The 19,691-nt window shown below is 67.1% G+C and carries 16 protein-coding genes; 8 read left to right on the forward strand and 8 right to left on the reverse strand.

Going from position 1 to position 19,691, the window contains the following annotated elements; translation table 11 throughout:
* Both JGS39_RS10025 and JGS39_RS10030 read left to right on the forward strand, forming a co-directional pair.
* Window positions 1-511, forward strand: a 511-nt coding sequence (locus JGS39_RS10025; RefSeq protein WP_219568415.1) for a GNAT family N-acetyltransferase, incomplete at its 5' end; no start/stop codon positions are given.
* A gap of 180 nt (window positions 512-691) precedes the next feature.
* Window positions 692-2,221, forward strand: coding sequence for a helix-turn-helix domain-containing protein (locus tag JGS39_RS10030; RefSeq protein ID WP_219568416.1), 1,530 nt, complete (start codon window positions 692-694; stop codon window positions 2,219-2,221).
* A 402-nt stretch (window positions 2,222-2,623) separates the two neighbouring features.
* Here the strand turns inward: JGS39_RS10030 and JGS39_RS10035 are convergent, their stop codons facing one another.
* The 5 genes from JGS39_RS10035 to JGS39_RS10055 all read right to left on the reverse strand — a co-directional run bounded on the left by JGS39_RS10035 (window position 2,624) and on the right by JGS39_RS10055 (window position 8,916).
* Complete coding sequence (locus JGS39_RS10035) at window positions 2,624-3,535, reverse strand: carbohydrate ABC transporter permease (protein ID WP_219568417.1); 912 nt, start codon at window positions 3,533-3,535, stop codon at window positions 2,624-2,626.
* Between the two features lie 2 nt (window positions 3,536-3,537).
* The gene (locus tag JGS39_RS10040; protein ID WP_219568418.1) at window positions 3,538-4,431 is read right to left on the reverse strand and encodes a carbohydrate ABC transporter permease; all 894 of its coding nucleotides are present in this window, start codon (window positions 4,429-4,431) and stop codon (window positions 3,538-3,540) included.
* 94 nt (window positions 4,432-4,525) lie between these two features.
* Window positions 4,526-5,848, reverse strand: a complete 1,323-nt coding sequence (locus tag JGS39_RS10045) for an ABC transporter substrate-binding protein (protein ID WP_236063478.1) — start codon at window positions 5,846-5,848, stop codon at window positions 4,526-4,528.
* 70 nt (window positions 5,849-5,918) lie between these two features.
* Entirely contained in the window at window positions 5,919-7,652 is a 1,734-nt protein-coding gene (locus JGS39_RS10050) for an alpha-glucosidase (RefSeq protein ID WP_308120298.1), read from the reverse strand.
* 82 nt (window positions 7,653-7,734) lie between these two features.
* Window positions 7,735-8,916: an ROK family transcriptional regulator gene (locus JGS39_RS10055; RefSeq protein WP_219568420.1), complete on the reverse strand. Its 1,182-nt coding sequence runs from the start codon at window positions 8,914-8,916 to the stop codon at window positions 7,735-7,737.
* 734 nt (window positions 8,917-9,650) lie between these two features.
* On the opposite strand from JGS39_RS10055, the gene JGS39_RS10060 reads away from it, so the two are divergent.
* The 5 genes from JGS39_RS10060 (at window position 9,651) to JGS39_RS10080 (ending at window position 15,337) form a co-directional block, all read left to right on the forward strand.
* Entirely contained in the window at window positions 9,651-12,026 is a 2,376-nt protein-coding gene (locus JGS39_RS10060; protein WP_219568421.1) for a family 49 glycosyl hydrolase, read from the forward strand.
* 88 nt (window positions 12,027-12,114) lie between these two features.
* Window positions 12,115-12,558, forward strand: coding sequence for a DoxX family protein (locus JGS39_RS10065; RefSeq protein WP_372456138.1), 444 nt, complete (start codon window positions 12,115-12,117; stop codon window positions 12,556-12,558).
* 81 nt (window positions 12,559-12,639) lie between these two features.
* Window positions 12,640-13,293 carry a lytic polysaccharide monooxygenase auxiliary activity family 9 protein gene (locus JGS39_RS10070; RefSeq protein WP_219568423.1) on the forward strand — a complete coding sequence of 218 codons (654 nt, stop codon included), beginning with the start codon at window positions 12,640-12,642 and terminating at the stop codon, window positions 13,291-13,293.
* A 155-nt stretch (window positions 13,294-13,448) separates the two neighbouring features.
* A complete protein-coding gene (locus JGS39_RS10075; RefSeq protein WP_236063477.1) occupies window positions 13,449-13,973 on the forward strand; it encodes a DoxX family membrane protein in 525 nt (174 codons plus the stop codon).
* A 47-nt stretch (window positions 13,974-14,020) separates the two neighbouring features.
* Window positions 14,021-15,337, forward strand: a complete 1,317-nt coding sequence (locus JGS39_RS10080) for an ABC transporter ATP-binding protein (RefSeq protein ID WP_219568424.1) — start codon at window positions 14,021-14,023, stop codon at window positions 15,335-15,337.
* A gap of 1,042 nt (window positions 15,338-16,379) precedes the next feature.
* Here JGS39_RS10080 and JGS39_RS10085 read toward each other — a convergent pair.
* A complete protein-coding gene (locus tag JGS39_RS10085; protein ID WP_164493661.1) occupies window positions 16,380-17,885 on the reverse strand; it encodes a SulP family inorganic anion transporter in 1,506 nt (501 codons plus the stop codon).
* A 405-nt stretch (window positions 17,886-18,290) separates the two neighbouring features.
* Here JGS39_RS10085 and JGS39_RS10090 point away from each other — a divergent pair, with 405 nt between their 5' ends.
* The gene (locus JGS39_RS10090; protein WP_219568425.1) at window positions 18,291-18,704 is read left to right on the forward strand and encodes a MerR family transcriptional regulator; all 414 of its coding nucleotides are present in this window, start codon (window positions 18,291-18,293) and stop codon (window positions 18,702-18,704) included.
* An 83-nt stretch (window positions 18,705-18,787) separates the two neighbouring features.
* Here JGS39_RS10090 and JGS39_RS10095 read toward each other — a convergent pair whose 3' ends face one another.
* Window positions 18,788-19,069 (reverse strand): anti-sigma factor family protein, encoded by a 282-nt coding sequence (locus JGS39_RS10095; RefSeq protein WP_164493685.1) that lies wholly within the window; start codon window positions 19,067-19,069, stop codon window positions 18,788-18,790.
* 38 nt (window positions 19,070-19,107) lie between these two features.
* On the reverse strand, window positions 19,108-19,665 hold the full coding sequence (locus JGS39_RS10100) for an RNA polymerase sigma factor (protein ID WP_124275323.1): 558 nt from the start codon (window positions 19,663-19,665) through the stop codon (window positions 19,108-19,110).
* Window positions 19,666-19,691: the final 26 nt, after the last annotated feature.

A 19,691-nucleotide genomic window follows, 5' to 3' on the forward strand; every position in this document is an offset into this window, starting at 1 on the left:
TGTGAGCGCCGCCCCGCCGCCCGCCGCACCGGCCCGGCGCACACTCATGCGCTGGGACCTGGCCGCGCCACCGCGCCCGTACCCTCTGCCCGCCCCCTATCGGGCCGCCCCGGTCACCCGGGCCGACGCCACGCTTCTGGGCGAGCTGTCCTATCGCGCCTACCGGGGCGGTGTGGACGACGGGGGCGAGTCCGCGCAATGGCACCGGGCCGAAATGGCCGCCGCGCTCGCGGGCGAGTTCGGCGCGGTCGACCAGCGGGCGACGCGCGTTGCCTGGTACGGCTCCACCACGGCCTCCCTCTCCTTCGTCACCCTCTGGAAGTCCCGCCCGCTCGTGGCCTTCGCCCTCACCGACCCCGAGCACACCTCCAGAGGCCTGGCGAGGGCACTCCTCACCCACAGCGCGACGGTCCTCCGTGCCGCGGGCGCATCCGAACTCACCCTGGTGGTCACCGACGGCAATCCCGCTGTCCGCCTCTACACGCGTCTGGGCTTCGCCCCGGCCGGCTGACCTCCGGCCGGAACGGACGCCGATGGGTGCGCACCACGCGCCCAACGGGCGAAACAGCCGGAACATGAGCAACGACCCCACCAGCCACAGCGCGAACGGTCGCACCCCTCCCACACACCCGTCACCCGAACGCCACACCCCGCCAAGATCTTCATCTCATATCTGAGATAGCCTTCCGGCATGTCAGATGACTACCTCGTACGTATCGGCAAGCTCATCCGTGACGCCCGTCAGCACCGGGGCTGGACACAGAGTCAGCTCGCCGAGGCGCTCGCCACCAGCCAGAGCGCCGTGAACCGCATCGAGCGCGGCAATCAAAACATCAGCCTTGAGATGATTGCCCGCATCGGTGAAGCACTCGACAGCGAAATCGTGTCTCTCGGCTACGCCGGTCCCATGCATCTGCGGGTGGTCGGCGGGCGCCGGCTCTCCGGGTCCATCGACGTCAAGACCAGCAAGAACGCGTGTGTGGCGCTGCTCTGCGCATCGCTGCTCAACAAGGGCCGCACCGTGCTGCGCCGGGTGGCCCGCATCGAGGAGGTCTACCGCCTCCTCGAGGTGCTGAACTCCATCGGGGTGCGCGCCCGGTGGATCAACGACGGCACGGACCTGGAGATCATCCCGCCGGCCCGCCTCGACATGGACGCCATCGACGCGGACGCCGCACGCCGGACCCGGTCGATCATCATGTTCCTGGGTCCGCTGCTGCACCGCATGGACCGGTTCAAGCTGCCGTACGCGGGCGGCTGCGACCTCGGCACCCGCACCATCGAGCCGCACATGATCGCGCTGCGCCGCTTCGGCCTGGAGATCGCCGCGACCGAGGGCATCTACCACGCCCAGGTCGACCACTCCATCACCCCCGGCCGCCCCATCGTGCTGACCGAGCGCGGCGACACCGTGACCGAGAACGCGCTGCTGGCCGCCGCCCGGCACGACGGCACCACCGTCATCCGCAACGCGTCCTCCAACTACATGGTCCAGGACCTCTGCTTCTTCCTGGAGGCGCTGGGCGTACGGGTGGACGGCGTCGGTACGACGACGCTGACCGTGCACGGGGTGCCGAACATCGACGTGGACGTCGACTACTCCCCCTCCGAGGACCCGGTCGAGGCGATGAGCCTGCTCGCCGCCGCCGTCGTCACGGAGTCGGAGCTGACGATCCGCCGGGTGCCGATCGAGTTCCTGGAGATCGAACTCGCGGTCCTGGAGGAGATGGGCGTCGACTGCGCCCGCACCCCGGAGTACGCCGCCGACAACGGGCGCACCCGCCTGGTCGACCTGACGGTCCGGCCCTCCAAACTCGAGGCCCCGATCGACAAGATCCACCCGATGCCGTTCCCGGGCCTCAACATCGACAACGTGCCGTTCTTCGCGGCCATCGCGGCGTCGGCCCACGGCCAGACCCTGATCCACGACTGGGTCTACGACAACCGCGCGATCTACCTCACCGACCTCAACCGCCTCGGCGGCCGGCTCCAACTCCTGGACCCGCACCGGGTCCTGGTCGAGGGCCCGACCCGGTGGCGCGCGGCGGAGATGATGTGCCCGCCGGCCCTGCGCCCGGCCGTGGTGGTGCTGCTCGCGATGATGGCGGCCGAAGGAACCTCCGTACTGCGCAACGTGTATGTGATCAACCGCGGTTACGAGGAGCTGGCGGAGCGGCTGAACTCGGTGGGCGCTCAGATCGAGATCTTCCGGGACATCTGAAAGCCTGCAGAAGAAACACCGTCACACCCCTTCTGACCTGCACAATTGCGAGTCGAGGCGGGGTGTGACGGAGTCCCTGGGACTTTTCTGGGACTTCGAACCAGGAGCGACGGCTTCCGTGCACCGCGCTCTTCACGTGATGAGTCATCGAAAAGATGTCGGCTCCAGCAGGCCCGGAAAAGCGCAGTTCAGAGCCTACTCAGCGGCCCGCTCTACCGTCTGCGGGCGTCAAACGAGCGTCATGGCCAGCAGCCACCCCCCTCTTCGGGAGGGGAGATTCGACATGAGTCACCGGCTCGAGCCGTGCGGTGCGGGCCCTTCCGCAGGCGTGGGTGTACCCCGGACCCGGCGGCGGGGCGGTGCGTGCCGGATCCGGGGTGGCTTTGGGGTGGTGCGGCTGGGCTATTTGACGGCTCCGGCGGTCATGCCGCGGGTGAGGGAGCGCTGGAATATGAGGAAGAAGACGACCATGGGGACGATGCCGAGGAGGGCTGCGGCGCTCATGGCGGTGGGGTCGCTGGTGTATTGGCCTTGCATGACGGACAGGCCGAGAGGGACGGTCTGGTTGTCGTTGGAGATGAGGAGGACGAGTGGGTAGAGGAACTCGTTCCAGCTCCAGACGAAGAAGAAGACGCACATCACCGAGAGGGTGGGCCAGCTCATGGGCAGGACGATGCGCCACAGGATGGTCCATCGGCCGGCTCCGTCCATGGAGGCGGCTTCGATGAGTTCGCGGGGGAAGCTGGCAAAGACGGAGGAGAGGAGGTAGGTGCCGAAGGCGCTGTAGGTGATGCCGACGAGGATGGTGTAGCCGAGTTTCCCGTCGTAGAGGCCCATCTCCTTGAAGAGGTAGTAGATGGGGTATACGAGGCCCTCTTGCGGCAGGACGTTGACGCCGAGGAAGAAGATGAGGAAGGGGGTGCGCCAGCGGATGCGGCCGATGCCTATGGCGTAGGCGTTGAAGAGGGCGAGCAGGACGGCGATGAGAACGACGCCGAGGCTGATCTGGATGCTGTTGAAGAGTTTCTGGGTGAAGCCGACGCGGTCCCAGACTTCGGCGATGATGCTCCAGTTCCACTGGGCGGGCAGGGACAGCGACCCGTTGGTGCGGAAGTCCGCGCTGGTTTTGAACGAGTTGAGCAGGATGACGATGAAGGGTGCCAGGAACGCGAGGACGAATACGGCGACGGCTGCCAGGACGGCGTAGGAGCCGGGGCTGCGGCGGTTGCCCGTCGCTTTGGCTTTACCCGCTTCAGCCTTGACCGCTTTGCGCCGGTGGCCGGGGGGTGCCGTGGAAGTGGTGTGCGTGGTCATGGTCATCCGTCCTCGCGGGCCTGGCGGGTGAGCATCGTTCCGGCGATGATCAGCACGAGCAGGGTGATCGTGCTGGAGATCGCGGAGCCGTATCCGACGTCGGCGCGCTCGAAGAAGTTCTGGTAGGCGAAGTACGCGGGGACGAGGGTCGAGTTGCCGGGGCCGCCGCCGGTGAGGACGAAGATCTGGGCGAAGACCTTCAGGCCGGCGATGGTGGTGGTGACAAGGACGACGTAGACCTCGGGCCGCAGGATGGGCACGGTGATGCGGGTGAAGCGCTGCCACCAGGTGGCGCCGTCGAGGGAAGCGGCTTCATACAGTTCGGGGTCGATGCGCTGGAGCCCGGAGAGGAACAGCACCAGGGGGTAGCCGAGCTGCATCCAGACGAGGACGGCGAGGACCATCCACAGGGCGAGGTCGGGGTCTCCGAGCCAGTTCTGGGCGAGGGAGTTCAGGCCGATCTTTTCGAGGACGCTGTTGACGGCGCCTTCGGGGGCGAGGATCCAGCCCCACATCAGCCCGGTGACGGCGACGGGGATGACCTGGGGGAGGTAGAGGCCGGAGCGGAAGAGGCTGACGAAGCCGTCTCCGTGCTTCTTGCCGATGTAGTCGAACAGGAGGGCGGCGAGGAAGAGCCCGAGCAGGGTGGGGACGACGGCGATGCCGACGATGACGAAGGCGATGTTGCGGAACGAGGCCCAGAAGTCGGCGTCGCTGAAGAGTCGGGTGTAGTTGTCGAAGCCGATCCAGGTGGGCTCTCCGACGCCCTGCCATTGGGTGAGGCTGTAGTAGAAGGTCATCACCAGCGGGACGACGAGGAAGAGCAGGCTCAGTAGCAGGCCGGGGGCGAGGAAGACGGCGTATCCCGTGGGCCGCGGGTGACGTGTGGTTTTCACTGTTGCTCCAAGAGGGGCGGGACGGCGGCCCGGTGCGGGCGGGCCGCCGTCCCCGGGAAGAAGGGACTGACGCGCGGGTTCGGGCGGGTCAGTCTCAGCGCCGGGTGGCGGTGTACTTCTCGTAGGGGGCCTTGAGCTCGTCGAGGACGGCGTGGGGCTTGCCGCCGTTCATGAGGTTCTGGGTGGCGCCCATCCAGGTGTCGTAGTAGCCGGGTGCCGGCCAGTCCGGGTAGAAGGCGAGCCCCTTGCCGTCCTGGTAGGTGTTGAACGCGGTGATGAGCTCGCGGGACTTGGGGTTTTCGATGGAGTCCGGCTTCACAGCGAGCGGGACGTTGCCCTCTTCCCCGAGGATTTTCTGGATCTTGTCCGACATGGTGATGTCGATGAAGTCCTCGGCGAGCTTCTTGTTCTTCGCCTTGGTGGGCACGACCCAGTGGTTGCCGCCGGAGCCGAGGGTCTTCTTGCTGCCGGGGTAGGGGGCGGTGGACCAGGTGAAGTCGGTGATGTCGGTGGTCAGGCCGCCGAACCACCAGTTGCCGCCGACCATGATCGGGCGCTTCTGCGAGACGAACTGCTCGGTCATGTCGCTGCCCTTGAGGCCGACGTCCTTCTTCTCGAAGTAGCCCTTGTCGAGCCAGTCCTTGTACGTTTCGACCGCGTAGGTCCACTCCGGGCCGTGGAAGTCGACCTTGCCCTTGTAGAGCTGGTAGTCGTCGACCCAGGCGTCATTCGCCTTGGCCAGGGCCAGGAGGTAGAGCCAGTGGCCGGCGGGGTGGTCGTTGCCGGCGTTGGCGAGCGGGGTGATCCCGGCGGCCTTGAAGTCGGCCAGGGCGGCCTCGAAGCTCTGGAGGTCGGTGGGCTTGGTGATGTTGTGCTTCTTGAATAGGTCGTCGTTGTAGTACGCGAGGACGAACTCGCCGTAGTTGGGGACGCCGTACCACTTGTCGCCGCCCATTTCGCCGTTGGCGTCGTAGCGGGCGGTGACGGACGCGCTCTCGCTGATCTTCTTGTCCCAGCCGCGTTCCTTCGCGACGGAGGTAAGGTCGGTGAGCAGGCCCTGCTTGGCGAGCAGTCCGGTGGTGGCATTGCCCTTGTTGTACTCCATGACGTCGGGCGCCTTGTCGGAGTTCAGGATCATGCCGGCGTTCTGCTGTATCTGCTCGAACGTCTTGCGTTCGAAGACGACCTTCACGTCGGGGTGGGTCTTCTTGAACTCCGCGATGGCCGAGTCCCAGGCGTTGCTCAGGGCGCCGTCCTCCTGCTCGTAGTGCCACAGGCGCAGAGTCTTGCCGTCTCCCTCGGCGGTGTCCGATCCGCCGCCGCAAGCGGTCAGCGGTGCCACGAGTGCCAGAGCGGACACGGCGAGCAGAGCTCGTCGGGTGGTGCGGCGCGGAGCACGGAAGCGCATGTTCGTCATGAGGATTCCTTGGGTGTGCAGGGTCAGGGCGGTGCGGGGGGAGGCGGTACGGGTGTTCAGGTGGGGCTGGTCAGGTATTGCGGCGGTGGACACGGGCTTCCCAGGGCTGCAGGGTGTGCGGGGCCGTGAGAGGTGTGGAGGCCGGGACGTTGGCGATGAGGGTCTCGCTGTGTTCCCAGCCGTCGGGCAGGTCGACGGTGAGGTCGGCTCCGCTGAAGTTGGCGAGGACCAGCAGTTCGGTGCCGGATGCCGCGTCGTGGCGGGTGAAGGCATAGAGCTGCTCGTGGTCGGGGTGCAGCATGTGGAAGTCACCGTGAGTGAGGGCGGGCTCGGTGTGCCGCAGGGCGATCAGGCGGCGGTAGTAGTGGAAGACGGAGTCGGGGTCGGCGAGCTGGACCTTGGCGTTGACATGGGTGTGATCGGGGTTCACCGCGATCCACGGGGTGCCAGCGGTGAAGCCGGCGTGCTGGGAGGTGTCCCACTGCATGGGGGTGCGGGCGTTGTCCCGGCTGCGGTGCCGAAGTCCGGCCAGGACCTGTTCCTCGTCGACACCGTGGGCGGTCTGCTCGCGGTGGTAGTTGAGGGACTCGATGTCGCGGAAGTCATCGATGGAGGCGAAACGGCTATTGGCCATGGCGAGCTCTTCGCCCTGGTACACGTAAGGGGTCCCGCGGTGCAGGTGGAGCACGGTGGCGAGGAGCTTCGCGGAGCGGTCGCGGGAGGCGGGACTGTCGTCGCCGAAGCGGGAGACGGCACGGGGCTGGTCGTGGTTGTTCCAGTACAGGCTGTTCCAGCCGGTCTCGCCCAGGCCGGTCTGCCAGCGGCCGAGGCTGGCCTTGAGGGCGGTCAGCTTCAGCGGACGGACATCGAACTTCCCGCTGGTTCCCTGGTCGAGGCCGACGTGCTCGAACTGGAACACCATGTCGAGCTCGCGGCGGGAGGGGTCGGTGAACAGCTTGGCGTCCCCGACAGTGACTCCGGGCATTTCGCCGACGGTCAGCAGGCGGCGAGGGTGGCCTTCGAAGACCTCACGGTGCATCTCCGCCAGGTACTCGTGGATGCGGGGGCCGCAGATGTAGTGGGGGCTGCCGTCCCCGTGCAAGGCACCCTCGTGCACGATGCCGTCGGGAAGGCCAGGGGTCTTGGAGATGAGGTTGATGACGTCCATGCGGAAGCCGTCGACGCCCCGGTCGAGCCACCAGCGCATCATGGCGTAGACCGCCTGGCGCACGGTGGGGTTCTCCCAGTTGAGGTCGGGCTGCTTGCGGGAGAACAAGTGCAGGTAGTACTCGCCGCTCTTCTCGTCGTAGGTCCAGGTGGGGCCGGAGAAGAAGGAGCCCCAGTTGTTGGGTTCCGCACCCGGGGTGCCCGGCTCCATGCCCTCGCGGGCGGGGCGCCAGATGTACCAGTCCCGCTTGCCGCCCTGCGGGCCTTCGTTGCGGGAGGCGGTGAACCAGGGGTGTTCGTCGGAGGTGTGGTTGACGACCAGGTCCATGACGAGCTTCATGCCGCGCTCGTGGACGGCGGCCAGGAGCCGGTCGAAGTCGGCGAGGGTTCCGAAGAGCGGGTCGATGTCCTGGTAGTCGCTGATGTCGTACCCGTTGTCGTCGTGCGGGGACGGGTAGACAGGGGACAGCCACAGGACGTCGACGCCCAGCTGGGCCAGGTAGTCGAGCCGTTCGATGATGCCTTGCAGGTCGCCGATGCCGTCCGCGTTCGAGTCCGCGAAGCTGCGGGGGTAGATCTGGTACACCACCGCTTCGCTCCACCAGGCGTCGGCGGGATTGGCTTCGATTTCGGGCACGTCAAACCTCATAGTGTTCGCATGGTTACTTTTAGTGACTTTGCGGGTGATGGGTTGCCGCAGCATCGGCGGGCGCTGTGGGTCAGGAGATGGCCGCTCCCACGGTGTCGCGGATGACGAGGCAGGCGGCGCCCCGGGCCCAGAGGTCGTGGCGGGCGGGGTCGACGTGGATGTCGCAGTCGGTGGCCGCGGTGGAGAACGCCTGGGCTTGCATCGCCTCGCTCATGTGCGGGCCGAACAGGTCGTAGGCGACCGCGCCTTCGCCGGCGATGATGATTTTCTGCAGGTTGAGCAGGTTGCACATGCCGGCCACGCCTCTGCCGAGGGCGGTGCCGGCTTCGGCGAAGGCGGATCGGGCCACGGTGCGGGCCGCCCCGGCTTCGCCTCGCGCGAGCTCGATGGCGTCGGTGATCGTGTCGCAGGGAAATCCGCCGTCTGCGAGGTGGCGCAGGATGGCGCGGTCGCCCGCCAGGGCTTCGAGGCAACCGCGTCGGCCGCAGCTGCACATGGGTCCGGAGGGGTCCAGGGGAAGGTGGCCGAGTTCGCCCGCGAGTCCGGTGGCGCCGGAGAACAGGGCGCCGTCCAGGAGCAGGCCGCAGCCAATGCCGGGGCCGACGGTGACCACGGCGAAGGAATCGATGTCGCGGCCTTCGCCGAACCAGCGTTCGGCGACGACCAGGGTGTTGACGTCGTTGTTGACGACCACCGACAGCCCGGTCGCTTCCCGCAGGGGCCCGGCCACGTCGACCTTGTTCCAGTCGAGCAGGGCCGAGTAGCGGCAGATCCCGGCTGCCGAATCGACGTGGCCGCTGACCCCGACGCCGAGGCCGAGCACCCTGTCCGCCGCTTCGGGCGCCTCTGCGAGGAGCCTGCCGGTCAGGGAGGCGGCGGCGGACAGGGCGGTCTGGGGGGTGCAGTCGGCCAGGGGCTCTTCGTCCCGGGCCAGGACGTTGGCCGCCATGTCGGTGACGACGCCAAAGACCCGCCCGGGGGCGATCTTCATGCCGACGACCACGTGCTTGTCGGGATTGACGTGCAGCATCTTCTGCGGCCTGCCCCGCCCCTGGGCAACCGGGTCGCTCTCACGCAGGTAGTCATGCTCGAGCAGCGGCGGCAGCATGCGGGTGACAGAGGAGGGCACGAGGCCCAGGCGCTGGGCGAGCTGGGTGCGCGAGATGGGTCCTGCGGTGAGCACGGTCGCGAAGATCTCCGCCCTGGTCTGCTCACTGACAAGCTCCGAGAACCGGATCTTGGACGGGCTCATCACGCGGTGCCTCCAGGTAGTGGTCTGTCAGGGCCGTTGCATCAAGTTCAGCGCCATCGAACCCGATGCGGGTGGCGAGGGCTTCCCGTATGCGCGGGGCCGGTACTGCCAAGCGTTGCAGAGATCGTCATCGCGCCTCCTGCGGCTGGGACGCCGTCGACCTGTGGAAGTCGGCGTCGCTACTTATGACGGGAGTGTGTCCCGCAGCCTTTAAGTGCGTCAAGGAAGAAAACATCGCGTTACGCAACCGTGATGGCCCACTCCAACCGGACGCTCGTAGTCGCTTCGCGTCTTTTGCGCATCTTGTTATGCACACGCTGGCCCCATAGGTCGAAGAATCCTGTTCATTTCATTGACACGAGGAAGAAATGACGGGAAGTTAACCGGCAACCGGGGCGGAGCCAGGGCCTGTTGGGTCACAGGTCGCCGCCACATCGGCAGCCCCTCACCCCTCGGGGCGGGCAGGACCGGTTCGCTCCGCTCGCAGGACCGGTGTCCTGTGCTCCTGGCCCTGCGAATGATCCCCGCGTGGACTCCGTCAGCCGGCTCCCCCAAAGAGAGACGAACCGCCGACCAGGACGAGTGCCGCACCCCGGTCAGCCCCGGCAACGGGCGACCGCATGCACCGATGACTCCGCCACACAGCTGTTCCAGCTGTTCCAGCGGTGTCCGTGCCCGCCCCCGGGCGGGCGCCCTGGGGCCATGCCCCGACTCATCAAGGAGAGGACATCATCATGCCCGCAGGAAGACTGCGACGGCTCAACCCGCTGGCGGCCATCGCCGCCGGCCTGGCCTTGGCGCTCGCCGGAGCCGTCATGCCGGCCAGCGCTCTGACTTCGGTCACCCCCCTGCCTTCGGGCCGGCTCGTCCCCGCGGCAGCTCTTGCCGCCGCGGCCTCGGCACCCGTGGCGGGAGCGGCGGGAGAGACCGCGAACAGCGAGCAGCTGCAGACCTGGTGGCACGACAACCACGAGTTCAACACGAGCAGCCCGGTGGGCGGTGACAAGGTGCGGCGGTCCTCCTTCTACGACGTGAAGGTCGCCACGGCCGCGGCGCCGACTACGAAGTACGACTCGTTCGCGTACATGAGCATCCCCCGCAGCGGCAAGGGAAAGATCGGCTACACCAAGGAGGACGGCGCGGAGTTCTCCGCCTCGGCGAACCTCACCATGAGCTGGTCGTCGTTCCAGTACACGGCCGACGTGTGGGTCGACGTGTCACTGCGCACCGACCAGAGCATCTCCTCGGCCGACCAGGTCAAGATCAAGCCGAGCAGCTTGAACTTCGACAAGGAGCTGGTCAACAGCAAGACCGTCCGGGTCAAGGTGCCCTACAGCTCGAAGGGCTACCGGTTCTCGGTCGAGTTCGACCCGCAGCTGTACACGGCGTACAACGACATGTCCGGCCCGGCCAACGACGCCGGGAAACTGACCACCACCGGCGGCGGCAATAACCGGGCCATCCACACCGAGCCCCGTAACTCGATGATGATCTTTGCCGAGCCGACGCCGACCGGCGCGGAGAAGGAACGGCTGATCCCCACCGCCGCGTCGGGGAGCATCCACTACCCCGAGCCCGGCCAGGTCACGAACCTGAACAACATCAGCCAGGACATCATCTACTTCCGCCCGGGCACCTACACCATGGGCTCGAAGTACCACGCGGTGCTCCCGGCCAACGTCAAGTGGGTCTACCTGGCACCCGGCGCGTACGTGAAGGGCGCCTTCCGCTTCTTCCATGACACCCAGGGCCTGTACAAGGTGACCGGGTACGGAGTCCTCTCCGGTGAGCAGTACGTCTACGAGGCGGACACCAACAACAACTACGACCACCTCAGCGGGGCGTCGAACTGTCACGCCTCCTGCGTGAAGATGCTCCAGTTCCAGTCCGCCGACGCCCAGCAGTACCTCGATCTGCAGGGTGTGACGATCAACGAACCGCCGTACCACTCGTTCGTCGTCTACGGCAACGAGCAGACCTTCCAGATGCGCGTCGACAACTACAAGCAGGTCGGCTCCTGGTACTGGCAGACCGACGGCATCGAGCTCTACCGCGGCAGCACCATGAAGAACACGTTCTTCAACGCCAACGACGACGTCCTGAAGATGTACCACAGCGACGTCAACATCGATAACACCGTCATCTGGAAGAACGAGAACGGCCCCGTCATCCAGTGGGGCTGGACCCCCCGCAACATCGACAACGTCCGGGTGACCAACACCCACGTCATCCACAACCGGATGTACTGGAAGGACGTCAAGTACAACACCTGCATCCTCAACTCCTCCTCCCACTGGGAGGACATGGGGTCCACCACCAAGGGCGACCCCAACACGAAGGTCCAGAACATGACCTTCGAGAACATCACCGTCGAAGGCCAGACCAACTGCGCGATCCGCGTCTTCGCGCTCTCCAGCACCGAGAACATCCACGTCAAGAACCTGAAGATCGACAGCTGGAACGGCCTCGACCCGGGCAGCCAGGTCAGCCTCCTCAAGCGCTACACCAACACCGCCGGCCAGAAGGTCACCCTGGGCAACGAGACGGCCCAGAGCAAGGGCCTCAAGCTCGAGAACTACACCGTCGGCGGCACCGTCATCAACAAGTCCGGCACCAACTGGGGAGCGGACCAGCCCGGCCGCCTCGGCTTCGACGCGGAGACCTGGGACAACTGGAACGCCTGGGGCGCCGGCGGCAACCCCACCCCTGACCCTGAACCGAGCACGGGCTCCGGTCGGATCGTCAACGGCGGCAACACCAAGTGCATCGACCGCGCCGCAGCCGGTACGGCCAACGGCACCGCGATCCAGCAGTGGACCTGCGCCAACACAGCCTCGATGACGTGGACGCTGGACGGCCAGCAGCTCAAGTCCGGCGGCAAGTGCCTGGACGTCGAAGGCGGCGCCACCGCCAACGGCACCAAGGCACACCTGTGGGACTGCGGCGGCTGGGACAGCCAGAAGTGGGCCTTCCAGTCCAACGGCACCCTGAAGAACCTCAAGTCCGGTCGCTGCCTCGATGTCGAGGGCCAGAGCACTGCCAACGGTGCCCGCCTCCACCTGTGGGACTGCAGCACCTGGGCCAGCCAGAAGTTCAGCCTCACCGCCTAGCCACCTGATCGCGGGTGGCCACCACCCCAGCGGGCCACCCGCGACCAGGCCCAGCAGCACCCCAACCCCTCCTCCCCCGCAGAAAGGCATGCCGCACATGCCAGCAGCCAGGTTCGAACAGCCCATCCTGAGCCTCTTCCGCATCGTGACCGGCCTGCTCTTCGCCTGCCACGGAGCCGCCACCCTCTTCAACGTCCTGGGCGGCCCGCACGGCGAGATGCCCAGCACCGGGCAGTGGCCCAGCTGGTGGGCCGCGGTGATCCAGCTGATCGGCGGAGCACTCGTGCTGATCGGACTGAGCACGCGCACGGCAGCACTTCTGTGCTCCGGGTCCATGGCCTACGCCTACTTCGTCAACCACCAGGGCGACGGGCTGCTCCCCATCGAGAACGGTGGCGAGAGCGCCGCGCTGTTCTGCTGGGCCTTCCTGCTCATCGCCGCCCTCGGCCCCGGCCAGTGGTCCCTGGCCGCCCTGCTGAACCGGCTCGCGCGCCGGCGAGAGGAGGTGAGCACCCACCTGAGCAACGCCTGACCGCATCACAAGCTGTCATGTGCACCTAAATCACTGGTCGGGGTCGGCCTGTGATCTCCACACACACGGAGGAAGAGCACCATGAACCGCATACCCGCAACGCTGTCCCGCGCCGTCGCGCTGAGCTCCGCCGTACTGGCCACCGCCCTCCTGGGCGTCATCCAGGCACCGACGGCCTCCGCACACGGCACCGTCATCACCCCCGAGACCCGCAACTACGGCTGCCTGCAGCGCTGGGGCTACACCGAGCCCAACGAGTCCCAGGACCCCATGTGCTACCGCACCTACCACGAGAACGCGAACGCCATCGGCGCGTGGAAGGCCGTCTACGCCAACAACACCGGCGACAACTACAAGCAGGTCATCCCCAACGGTCAGATCTGCAGCGCCGGCGGCCAGGGCGAGACGAACTACCGTCCCCTCGACCGCCCCGGACCGTGGAAGATGACCAACATCGGCTCCGACTTCACCATCGACCTCTACGACGAGGCACGACACGGCGCGGACTGGCTCGAGGTCTACGTCACCAAGCAGGGCTTCAACCCGGAGTACCAGCTGATCGGGTGGGACGACCTCGAGCTGGTGAAGAAGACCGGCAGGTACCCCTACCAGCCGCACTACGTCACGGACGTCAGCACCTCCGGCTACAGCGGACGCCACGTCGTGGTGACCGTCTGGAAGGCATCGCACATGGACCAGAAGTACTTCCTGTGCAGCGACGTCAACTTCAGCTGACCGGGACCGGCTAACCCGGGGCCCCGCAGGAGGCACTGCCCTCCGCGGGGCCCTTCCCCGTACGAAGAACCAGGGGCCCGGGCCGGCGGACAACCACCGCAGTCAGGTGCCCAGCAGCCAGCACCCGTGATCGTCTCCAGCGGAGGAGATTGTCGATGACCAGCACTTCCCACCACCGCCAGCCCGCCGAAAGCCCTGCCCCCGACGACCGGGCACCCGCCCCGGCGCTGGGCCTGCGGCAGACCCTGGGAAGCCGTGCAGCGGGCCACGCCCACCGCTACACGCGGATCAGCACCCTCGTGCTGCGCGTCTGCATCGGACTGGTCTTCTGCTGGTTCGGCGCCCTGAAGTTCTTCCCCGGCGCGAGCGCGGCCGAGGACTTCGCCATCAGCGCCATGACCGAATTGACCATGGGGTTCATCCCCGACCCGCTCTGCCTGCTCCTGCTCGCGGTTCTGGAGACGGGCATCGGGCTCGCGTTCCTGACCGGTTTCCTGCTCCGCTGGGCCCTGGCAGCATTCTTCCTCCACATGGCCGGAGTCTTTCTCTCGCTGCTCGTACTGCCGGACGCCGCCTGGCACACCGCGGCTGTCCCCACCCTCGAAGGCCAGTACGTCATCAAGAACATCGTCCTGGTCGCCGCCGGCCTCCACATCGCCGCCGGCGAACTCACCCCCTGACCGGCCCTCTCTTCTCCCGCCAAGCGCGACTCGCACCAGGAGCACCCGTGGGCAGCACCATTACCCTGCACAACCTCGCCAAGACCTACTCCAACGGACAGAGGGCCGTGCACCAGCTCTCTCTGACCGTCCAGGACGGGGAGTTCCTCGTACTGCTCGGCCCATCCGGATGCGGCAAGTCCACCCTGCTGCGCATGATCGCCGGCCTGGAAACCATCAGCGGGGGCGAGCTGCACCTCGGCGGAAGGATCGCCAACGATCTCCAGCCGAGCGAACGAGACATCGCGATGATCTTCCAGAGCTTCGCGCTCTACCCCAACATGACCACAGCGCAGAACATCGGCTTTCCCCTCGCGGTCCAGAAACAGGACCCCGACCAGGTGAGGGCACACGTGCAGTCCGTCGCCCAGACCCTGGGCATCGACCACCTCCTGAACCAGATCCCCGGCCGGCTCTCCGGCGGAGAGCGCCAGCGCGTCGCCATGGGCCGCGCAGTGGTACGGCGCCCCTCGGTCTTCCTGATGGACGAGCCGCTCTCCAGCCTCGACGCCCGGCTGCGGGCCCGCCTGCGCACCGAAATGCTCGCGGTCACCCGCAGCACCGGTGCGACGACCATCTACGTCACCCACGACCAGGCCGAAGCCATGGCGCTCGGCGACCGGGTGGCAGTCATGCGCGACGGAGTCCTTCAGCAGGTCGACACCCCCCGCACCCTCTACGCACTGCCCGCCAACGCCTTCGTCGCCTCGTTCGTCGGCACACCGAGGATCAACCTGCTGCACGGCACGGTGTACGCCCCCGTCGACGGCGTCATGGCGCTCAACGTGGGGGCCCAAAAAATCACACTCTCCTACCCGCTCACGCATGACCACCAGATGCTCCGCGTCTTCCAGGGACAGCCGCTCCTCATCGGACTGCGTCCCGAAGCCCTCCGCATAGCCGACAAGACACACGCCACCGCCTTCGAACGAGCCATGACCGGGGTCGTCGAGCACACCGAGTTCCAGGGCCACGAAGCGCTGCTCCACCTCTCACTCGGCGGACAGCAGGCCGACGTACCGGCCCAGCTCTCCGACCACATACCCCACCACCCGGCCCGCACAAGCGCCGCCGACGTCCTGCGGCAACTCCGCCGCCGCATCGGCGCCTTCGGCCGCCACCCCGCGCTCCCCGGCGCCACAGAGCCTCCGGCGCAGTCCCCTCCCCGCAAGGGCATCGGAGAACTCGTCATCCGCGATGAACCGGGCGCCGGTCATCGAAGAGGCCAGCACATCCCCCTCCTCATCGACGTACGCAACCTGCTCGTCTTCAATGCACGCGGCGAACGCATCAGCCCCGACCCCACCCAAGTGCCGCAACTCTGACTACAGCTAAAACACCCCACTCCAGCCCTGACCAGCCAGCCTTCCCCCGCCGAGGACAGAAACCGGCGACCGTACAGAAGCACCACAAGGGGCACGTGGCGGTCGAGCACATCCGGACTTCCGAGTAGCCCACCGGCGGTCCGCTCGACAGGGCAAGACCGGGGTCCCGGCCGGACCGGGAGCAGGAACTCCTCCAAGCCGAGCGGCGGCACCGGTGGCACGCGGCTATCGCACAGGCATGTGAGCAACAGATTGGAACCTGCGCGCCTTCGGATGTGAGACGGCGAAGTTGAACCGACGCGCCCAGGTAGGCCAGCAGACGTGCTTCTCCGCGCTGGCGGAGGTGAGCTGCCCATCGCGGCGGAGGAACAATGGCCGACCTCCGCCCACAGCCCCGGCCCGCCACGCTGCCCCACGTCGAGTGAAGCCGAAAGAGCCTCCGTCAGCCGTGGGAGCGCTCTGGGACTTTTCTGGGACTTTCGGTTCCATCAACTGGCACGAGCATGAAACAACTGAAAGACCATTCTCCCAGGTCAGCGACCGAATCCCTCTCATCGTCGCAGGCCACCTCGCTGGCTGGTCTCCTCCGGGACATCTGAAAGCCTGCAGAAATGGCACCGTCACACCCCCTCTGACCTGCACAAATGCGAGTCGAGGCGGGGTGTGACGGAGTCCCTGGGACTTTTCTGGGACTTTGAACCAGGAGCGACGGCTTACGACACCGCGCTCACCCCATGATGAGTCATCGAAAAGACGTCACAAGGACTCGACAGAGGAAGAACCTCAGGTCAGAGGCCATCCGCCCACGCTGCGGTCGGGCCTTCAGTCACCTGGAGCGTCAGAGATCTGCGGGGAGTACAGCGCCGTTGGCGAGCCCGGAGAGTCGCGTGGCCGACGTCTGCGCCGGCTCCCCGTCCATCGGAGAGCACTGATCAGGACCCAGCCGCCCACGCGGAGCGTGAGAGCCAGCCCGGCCCCGGACAGAACGACGGCCGCCAAGGCGACAGATGGGCCGGGCGGCCGTCGCAGCGGCTGGGGCAGGTCAGTGACTGGAGAGTTCGCCGGTGAGCTTGCCATGCAGGTCGGCGCTCGGGCTGTTCAAGCCGATGATCTCCACGCTCTTGCCTCGCTGGTCGTACTTGGTCTCGATCGCGTCAAGCGCTGCAACCGAGGAGGCGTCCCAGATGTGGGCGGCGCTCAGGTCGATGACGACCTTGTCAGGGTCGGTGGCATAGGCGAACTGACCCACAAGGTCGTTGGAGGAGGCGAAGAACAGCTCGCCGGTGACGGCGTACACCACCGTGCCGCCGTCGGGGTCGGTGACCGCTGTGACCTCCGCGAGGTGAGCGACGCGCTTGGCGAAGATGACCATGGCGGTGACGGAACCGACGACGACACCGATAGCGAGGTTGTCGGTGGCGACCACGACAGCCACGGTGATGACCATGACAGTGATCTCCCCCGCGGGCATCCGCTTCAGCGTCTTCGGAGCGATCGAGTGCCAGTCGAAGGTGGCGAACGACACCATCACCATCACGGCGACCAGGGCGGCCATGGGAATATCGGAGACCACAGGGCCGAAGGCGACGCACAGCACCATCAGGAAAACACCGGCGAGGAACGTGGACAGGCGGGTCCGCGCCCCGGACACCTTCACATTGATCATCGTCTGGCCGATCATGGCGCAGCCACCCATGCCACCGAAGAAGCCGGTGACGATGTTCGCTACACCCTGGCCGATGGACTCGCGGGTCTTGGAGGAGTGGGTGTCGGTGATGTCGTCGACCAGTTTGGCCGTCATCAGCGACTCCATCAGGCCCACCAGTGCCATCGCCAAGGCGTACGGGGCGATGGTGGTCAGGGTGTCCAGGGTGAACGGCACATCGGGCAGCCCCGGAACCGGCAGGGAGGACGGCAGGGCGCCCTTGTCCCCGACGGTCGGCACCGCGATACCGGCGGCCACGGTGATGACGGTCAGGATGGCGATGGACACGAGCGGAGCGGGAATCACCCTGGTGACCTTCGGAAAGAAGACCATGAGGCCGAGGCCGGCCGCGATCAGCGGGTAGACGGGCCAGGGCACGTCACGCATCTCGGGGACCTGGGCCATGAAGATCAGGATCGCGAGGGCGTTGACGAAGCCGACCATCACCGAGCGCGGCACGAACCGCATCAGCTTCGCCACGCCCAGCGCGCCGAGGACGACCTGGATGACACCGGCGAGGATGACGGCGGCGATCAGGTAGCCCAAGCCGTGCTCACGGTTGAGCGGCGCGATCACGAGCGCGACGGCACCGGTCGCGGCGGAGATCATCGCGCGGCGTCCGCCGACGACCGAGATGACCACGGCCATGGTGAACGAGGCGAAAAGGCCGATGGCCGGGTCCACTCCGGCGATGATCGAGAAGGAGATCGCTTCCGGGATGAGCGCGAGGGCGACCACCAGGCCGGCCAGCACCTCCGTGCGCCAGACCTTCGGGTCGTTGAGCCAGTGCGGGCGCAGGCCGCGCAAGCGCGCGGCGGGGGTCAGTACGGAAGAAGAGGACAAGGAAGCAGTACCTGTCGTGTCCGGGCACACCCCACTGGCGGGCCGGGGGATGCGGGAGAACGCGGAGGGGCCAAGTCGGCGCCACGCGGGCGGCCCGCGTGGGCGGACCGGAGGTCTGTGGAGGGGACGGAGCCGAGGCCCGCACCGAAAGCTCGGGTGTGCGACTCACATGGGGCGACGAGGCGTCACGGCGGGCAGGGGGCGGCGGTCAGCGTCATGGGCTCGCGCACGCTCACTCCTGCAAGGATCGGATCTTCGCCGGGGGCGACATCGGCACCGGCACAACACTGTGGGGGCAAGGCCCGTCGCCCTCGTCACCAGAAACTCTACCCTAACGTTAGGATAGACATTGGTCAGGTTGCACGGAACGCGGCCCGGCACGGACAAGAAGGGCCATGGAGCGGCGTGGACGACAAGCACATGCAGATCGGCGAAGTCGCCGCGCGGACCGAGCTGTCGCTCCGGACCATCCGGCACTACGAGGAGACGGGTCTGGTCCTCCCCTCCGCCCGCTCCCAGGGCGGCTTCCGCCTCTACACCGAAGCCGACGTCGCCCGCCTCATGGTGATTCGCCGCATGAAGCCGCTCGGCTTCTCCCTCGACGAGATGCGCGACCTGCTGGAGGCCACCGAGCGCCTCGACAGCGGCGATGCTCTCGACGCCGCCGAGCGAGATGACCTGCTGTACCGCGTGCGCACCTACGAACGGTCCGCCTCCGAACAGGTGGACAAGCTCCGTGTCCAGCTCTCCCGTGCCGAAGACTTCGCCGCCACCCTCCGCACCCGCCTGGAGCACGACGCATCCAACGCCCTGTCCTGACCCGCGCGTCCCACCGCGCACGGCCCGCACACGTCGTCCTGAGATCGTATGGCGTGCGGGGCGGGAAGTCGGCCAGTTCGACCTCAGGAGGCGCTTTCCGGGGATGTCGTGCCGTGGTCCGCGTCGTCGGCCCCGGTCGGCGGGTCACTGAGGAGGGAGACGCCGAAGGCGTGCAAGCGCTCCATCGCACCCATGTCCGGCGATGTCCGACGGGCCAGGGCGTTGTGGATCTCCTGGTAGACCGATGCCTCCAGACCGCAGCGGCGGCAGTCCTTCAGGTGCGCGGCAACCCGGCGTGCGGTCTTCTCGTCCGTCTCGCCGTCCAGGTAGGGTTGCAACACGCGTGCGGCCTGAAGGCAGTTCATCCGGCGCTCGGCCGCTGAACGCCGCCATGGAAGCTTGATCACATCACACCTCGCTTCGGTGCCAGTCCGGCCGTGGCAAGTCGCGCCCGAATCCGCTTCCGTGCCCGGTGCAGCCGGCTCATCACGGTGCCTTCCGGTACGTCCAGCAGGTGGGCGGCCTCCGCGTAGGTGAGGCCGTCGATGTCCACCAGCTGCACCACGTGACGGTGTTTGTCCGGCAGGGCACACAGTGCCTCGTCCACCACCTCGTCGAACGCCTCACTCACCACGATCTCTTCCGCCGATCCGCTGGGACCCGCAGAGCTGAGCCGGTCCAGGTCCGTGTCAGGGTCGTCCAGAAGGTGGGGACGGCGGCGACGGTGGCGGTTGATCTCGGCCCGCCGCATGATCGTCAGCAGCCAGGCGCGCGGGTGCTTCCCGTCGAAGCCCTCGATGGCCCGGTAGGCGCGAAGCAGCGTGTCCTGCACGAGGTCCTCGGCGTCCGCCGGCTGCGCGGTGAGTGTCATCGCCACACGCAGCAGCACATCCACCTCGGGCAGCACGTAAGCGGCGAACGCCTGCCCCTGTGGGTCCCCAGAGCCCGGCGGCGCTGTCACTTCGTCTTCCACACGGCGGAAACCCC

Source organism: Streptomyces poriferorum, assembly GCF_019399235.1.
GTDB classification, from domain to species: domain Bacteria; phylum Actinomycetota; class Actinomycetes; order Streptomycetales; family Streptomycetaceae; genus Streptomyces; species Streptomyces poriferorum.

What these genes read in the sequence shown, in the direction of transcription:
- JGS39_RS10035 (WP_219568417.1), bottom strand. Translation starts at nt 3,535, where the DNA reads ATGACCACGCACACCACTTCCACGGCACCCCCCGGCCACCGGCGCAAA.
- JGS39_RS10065 (WP_372456138.1), top strand. Translation starts at nt 12,115, where the DNA reads ATGCCGCACATGCCAGCAGCCAGGTTCGAACAGCCCATCCTGAGCCTC.
- JGS39_RS10030 (WP_219568416.1), top strand. Translation starts at nt 692, where the DNA reads ATGTCAGATGACTACCTCGTACGTATCGGCAAGCTCATCCGTGACGCC.
- JGS39_RS10055 (WP_219568420.1), bottom strand. Translation starts at nt 8,916, where the DNA reads ATGAGCCCGTCCAAGATCCGGTTCTCGGAGCTTGTCAGTGAGCAGACC.
- JGS39_RS10095 (WP_164493685.1), bottom strand. Translation starts at nt 19,069, where the DNA reads ATGAACTGCCTTCAGGCCGCACGCGTGTTGCAACCCTACCTGGACGGC.
- JGS39_RS10070 (WP_219568423.1), top strand. Translation starts at nt 12,640, where the DNA reads ATGAACCGCATACCCGCAACGCTGTCCCGCGCCGTCGCGCTGAGCTCC.
- JGS39_RS10045 (WP_236063478.1), bottom strand. Translation starts at nt 5,848, where the DNA reads ATGACGAACATGCGCTTCCGTGCTCCGCGCCGCACCACCCGACGAGCT.
- JGS39_RS10060 (WP_219568421.1), top strand. Translation starts at nt 9,651, where the DNA reads ATGCCCGCAGGAAGACTGCGACGGCTCAACCCGCTGGCGGCCATCGCC.
- JGS39_RS10075 (WP_236063477.1), top strand. Translation starts at nt 13,449, where the DNA reads ATGACCAGCACTTCCCACCACCGCCAGCCCGCCGAAAGCCCTGCCCCC.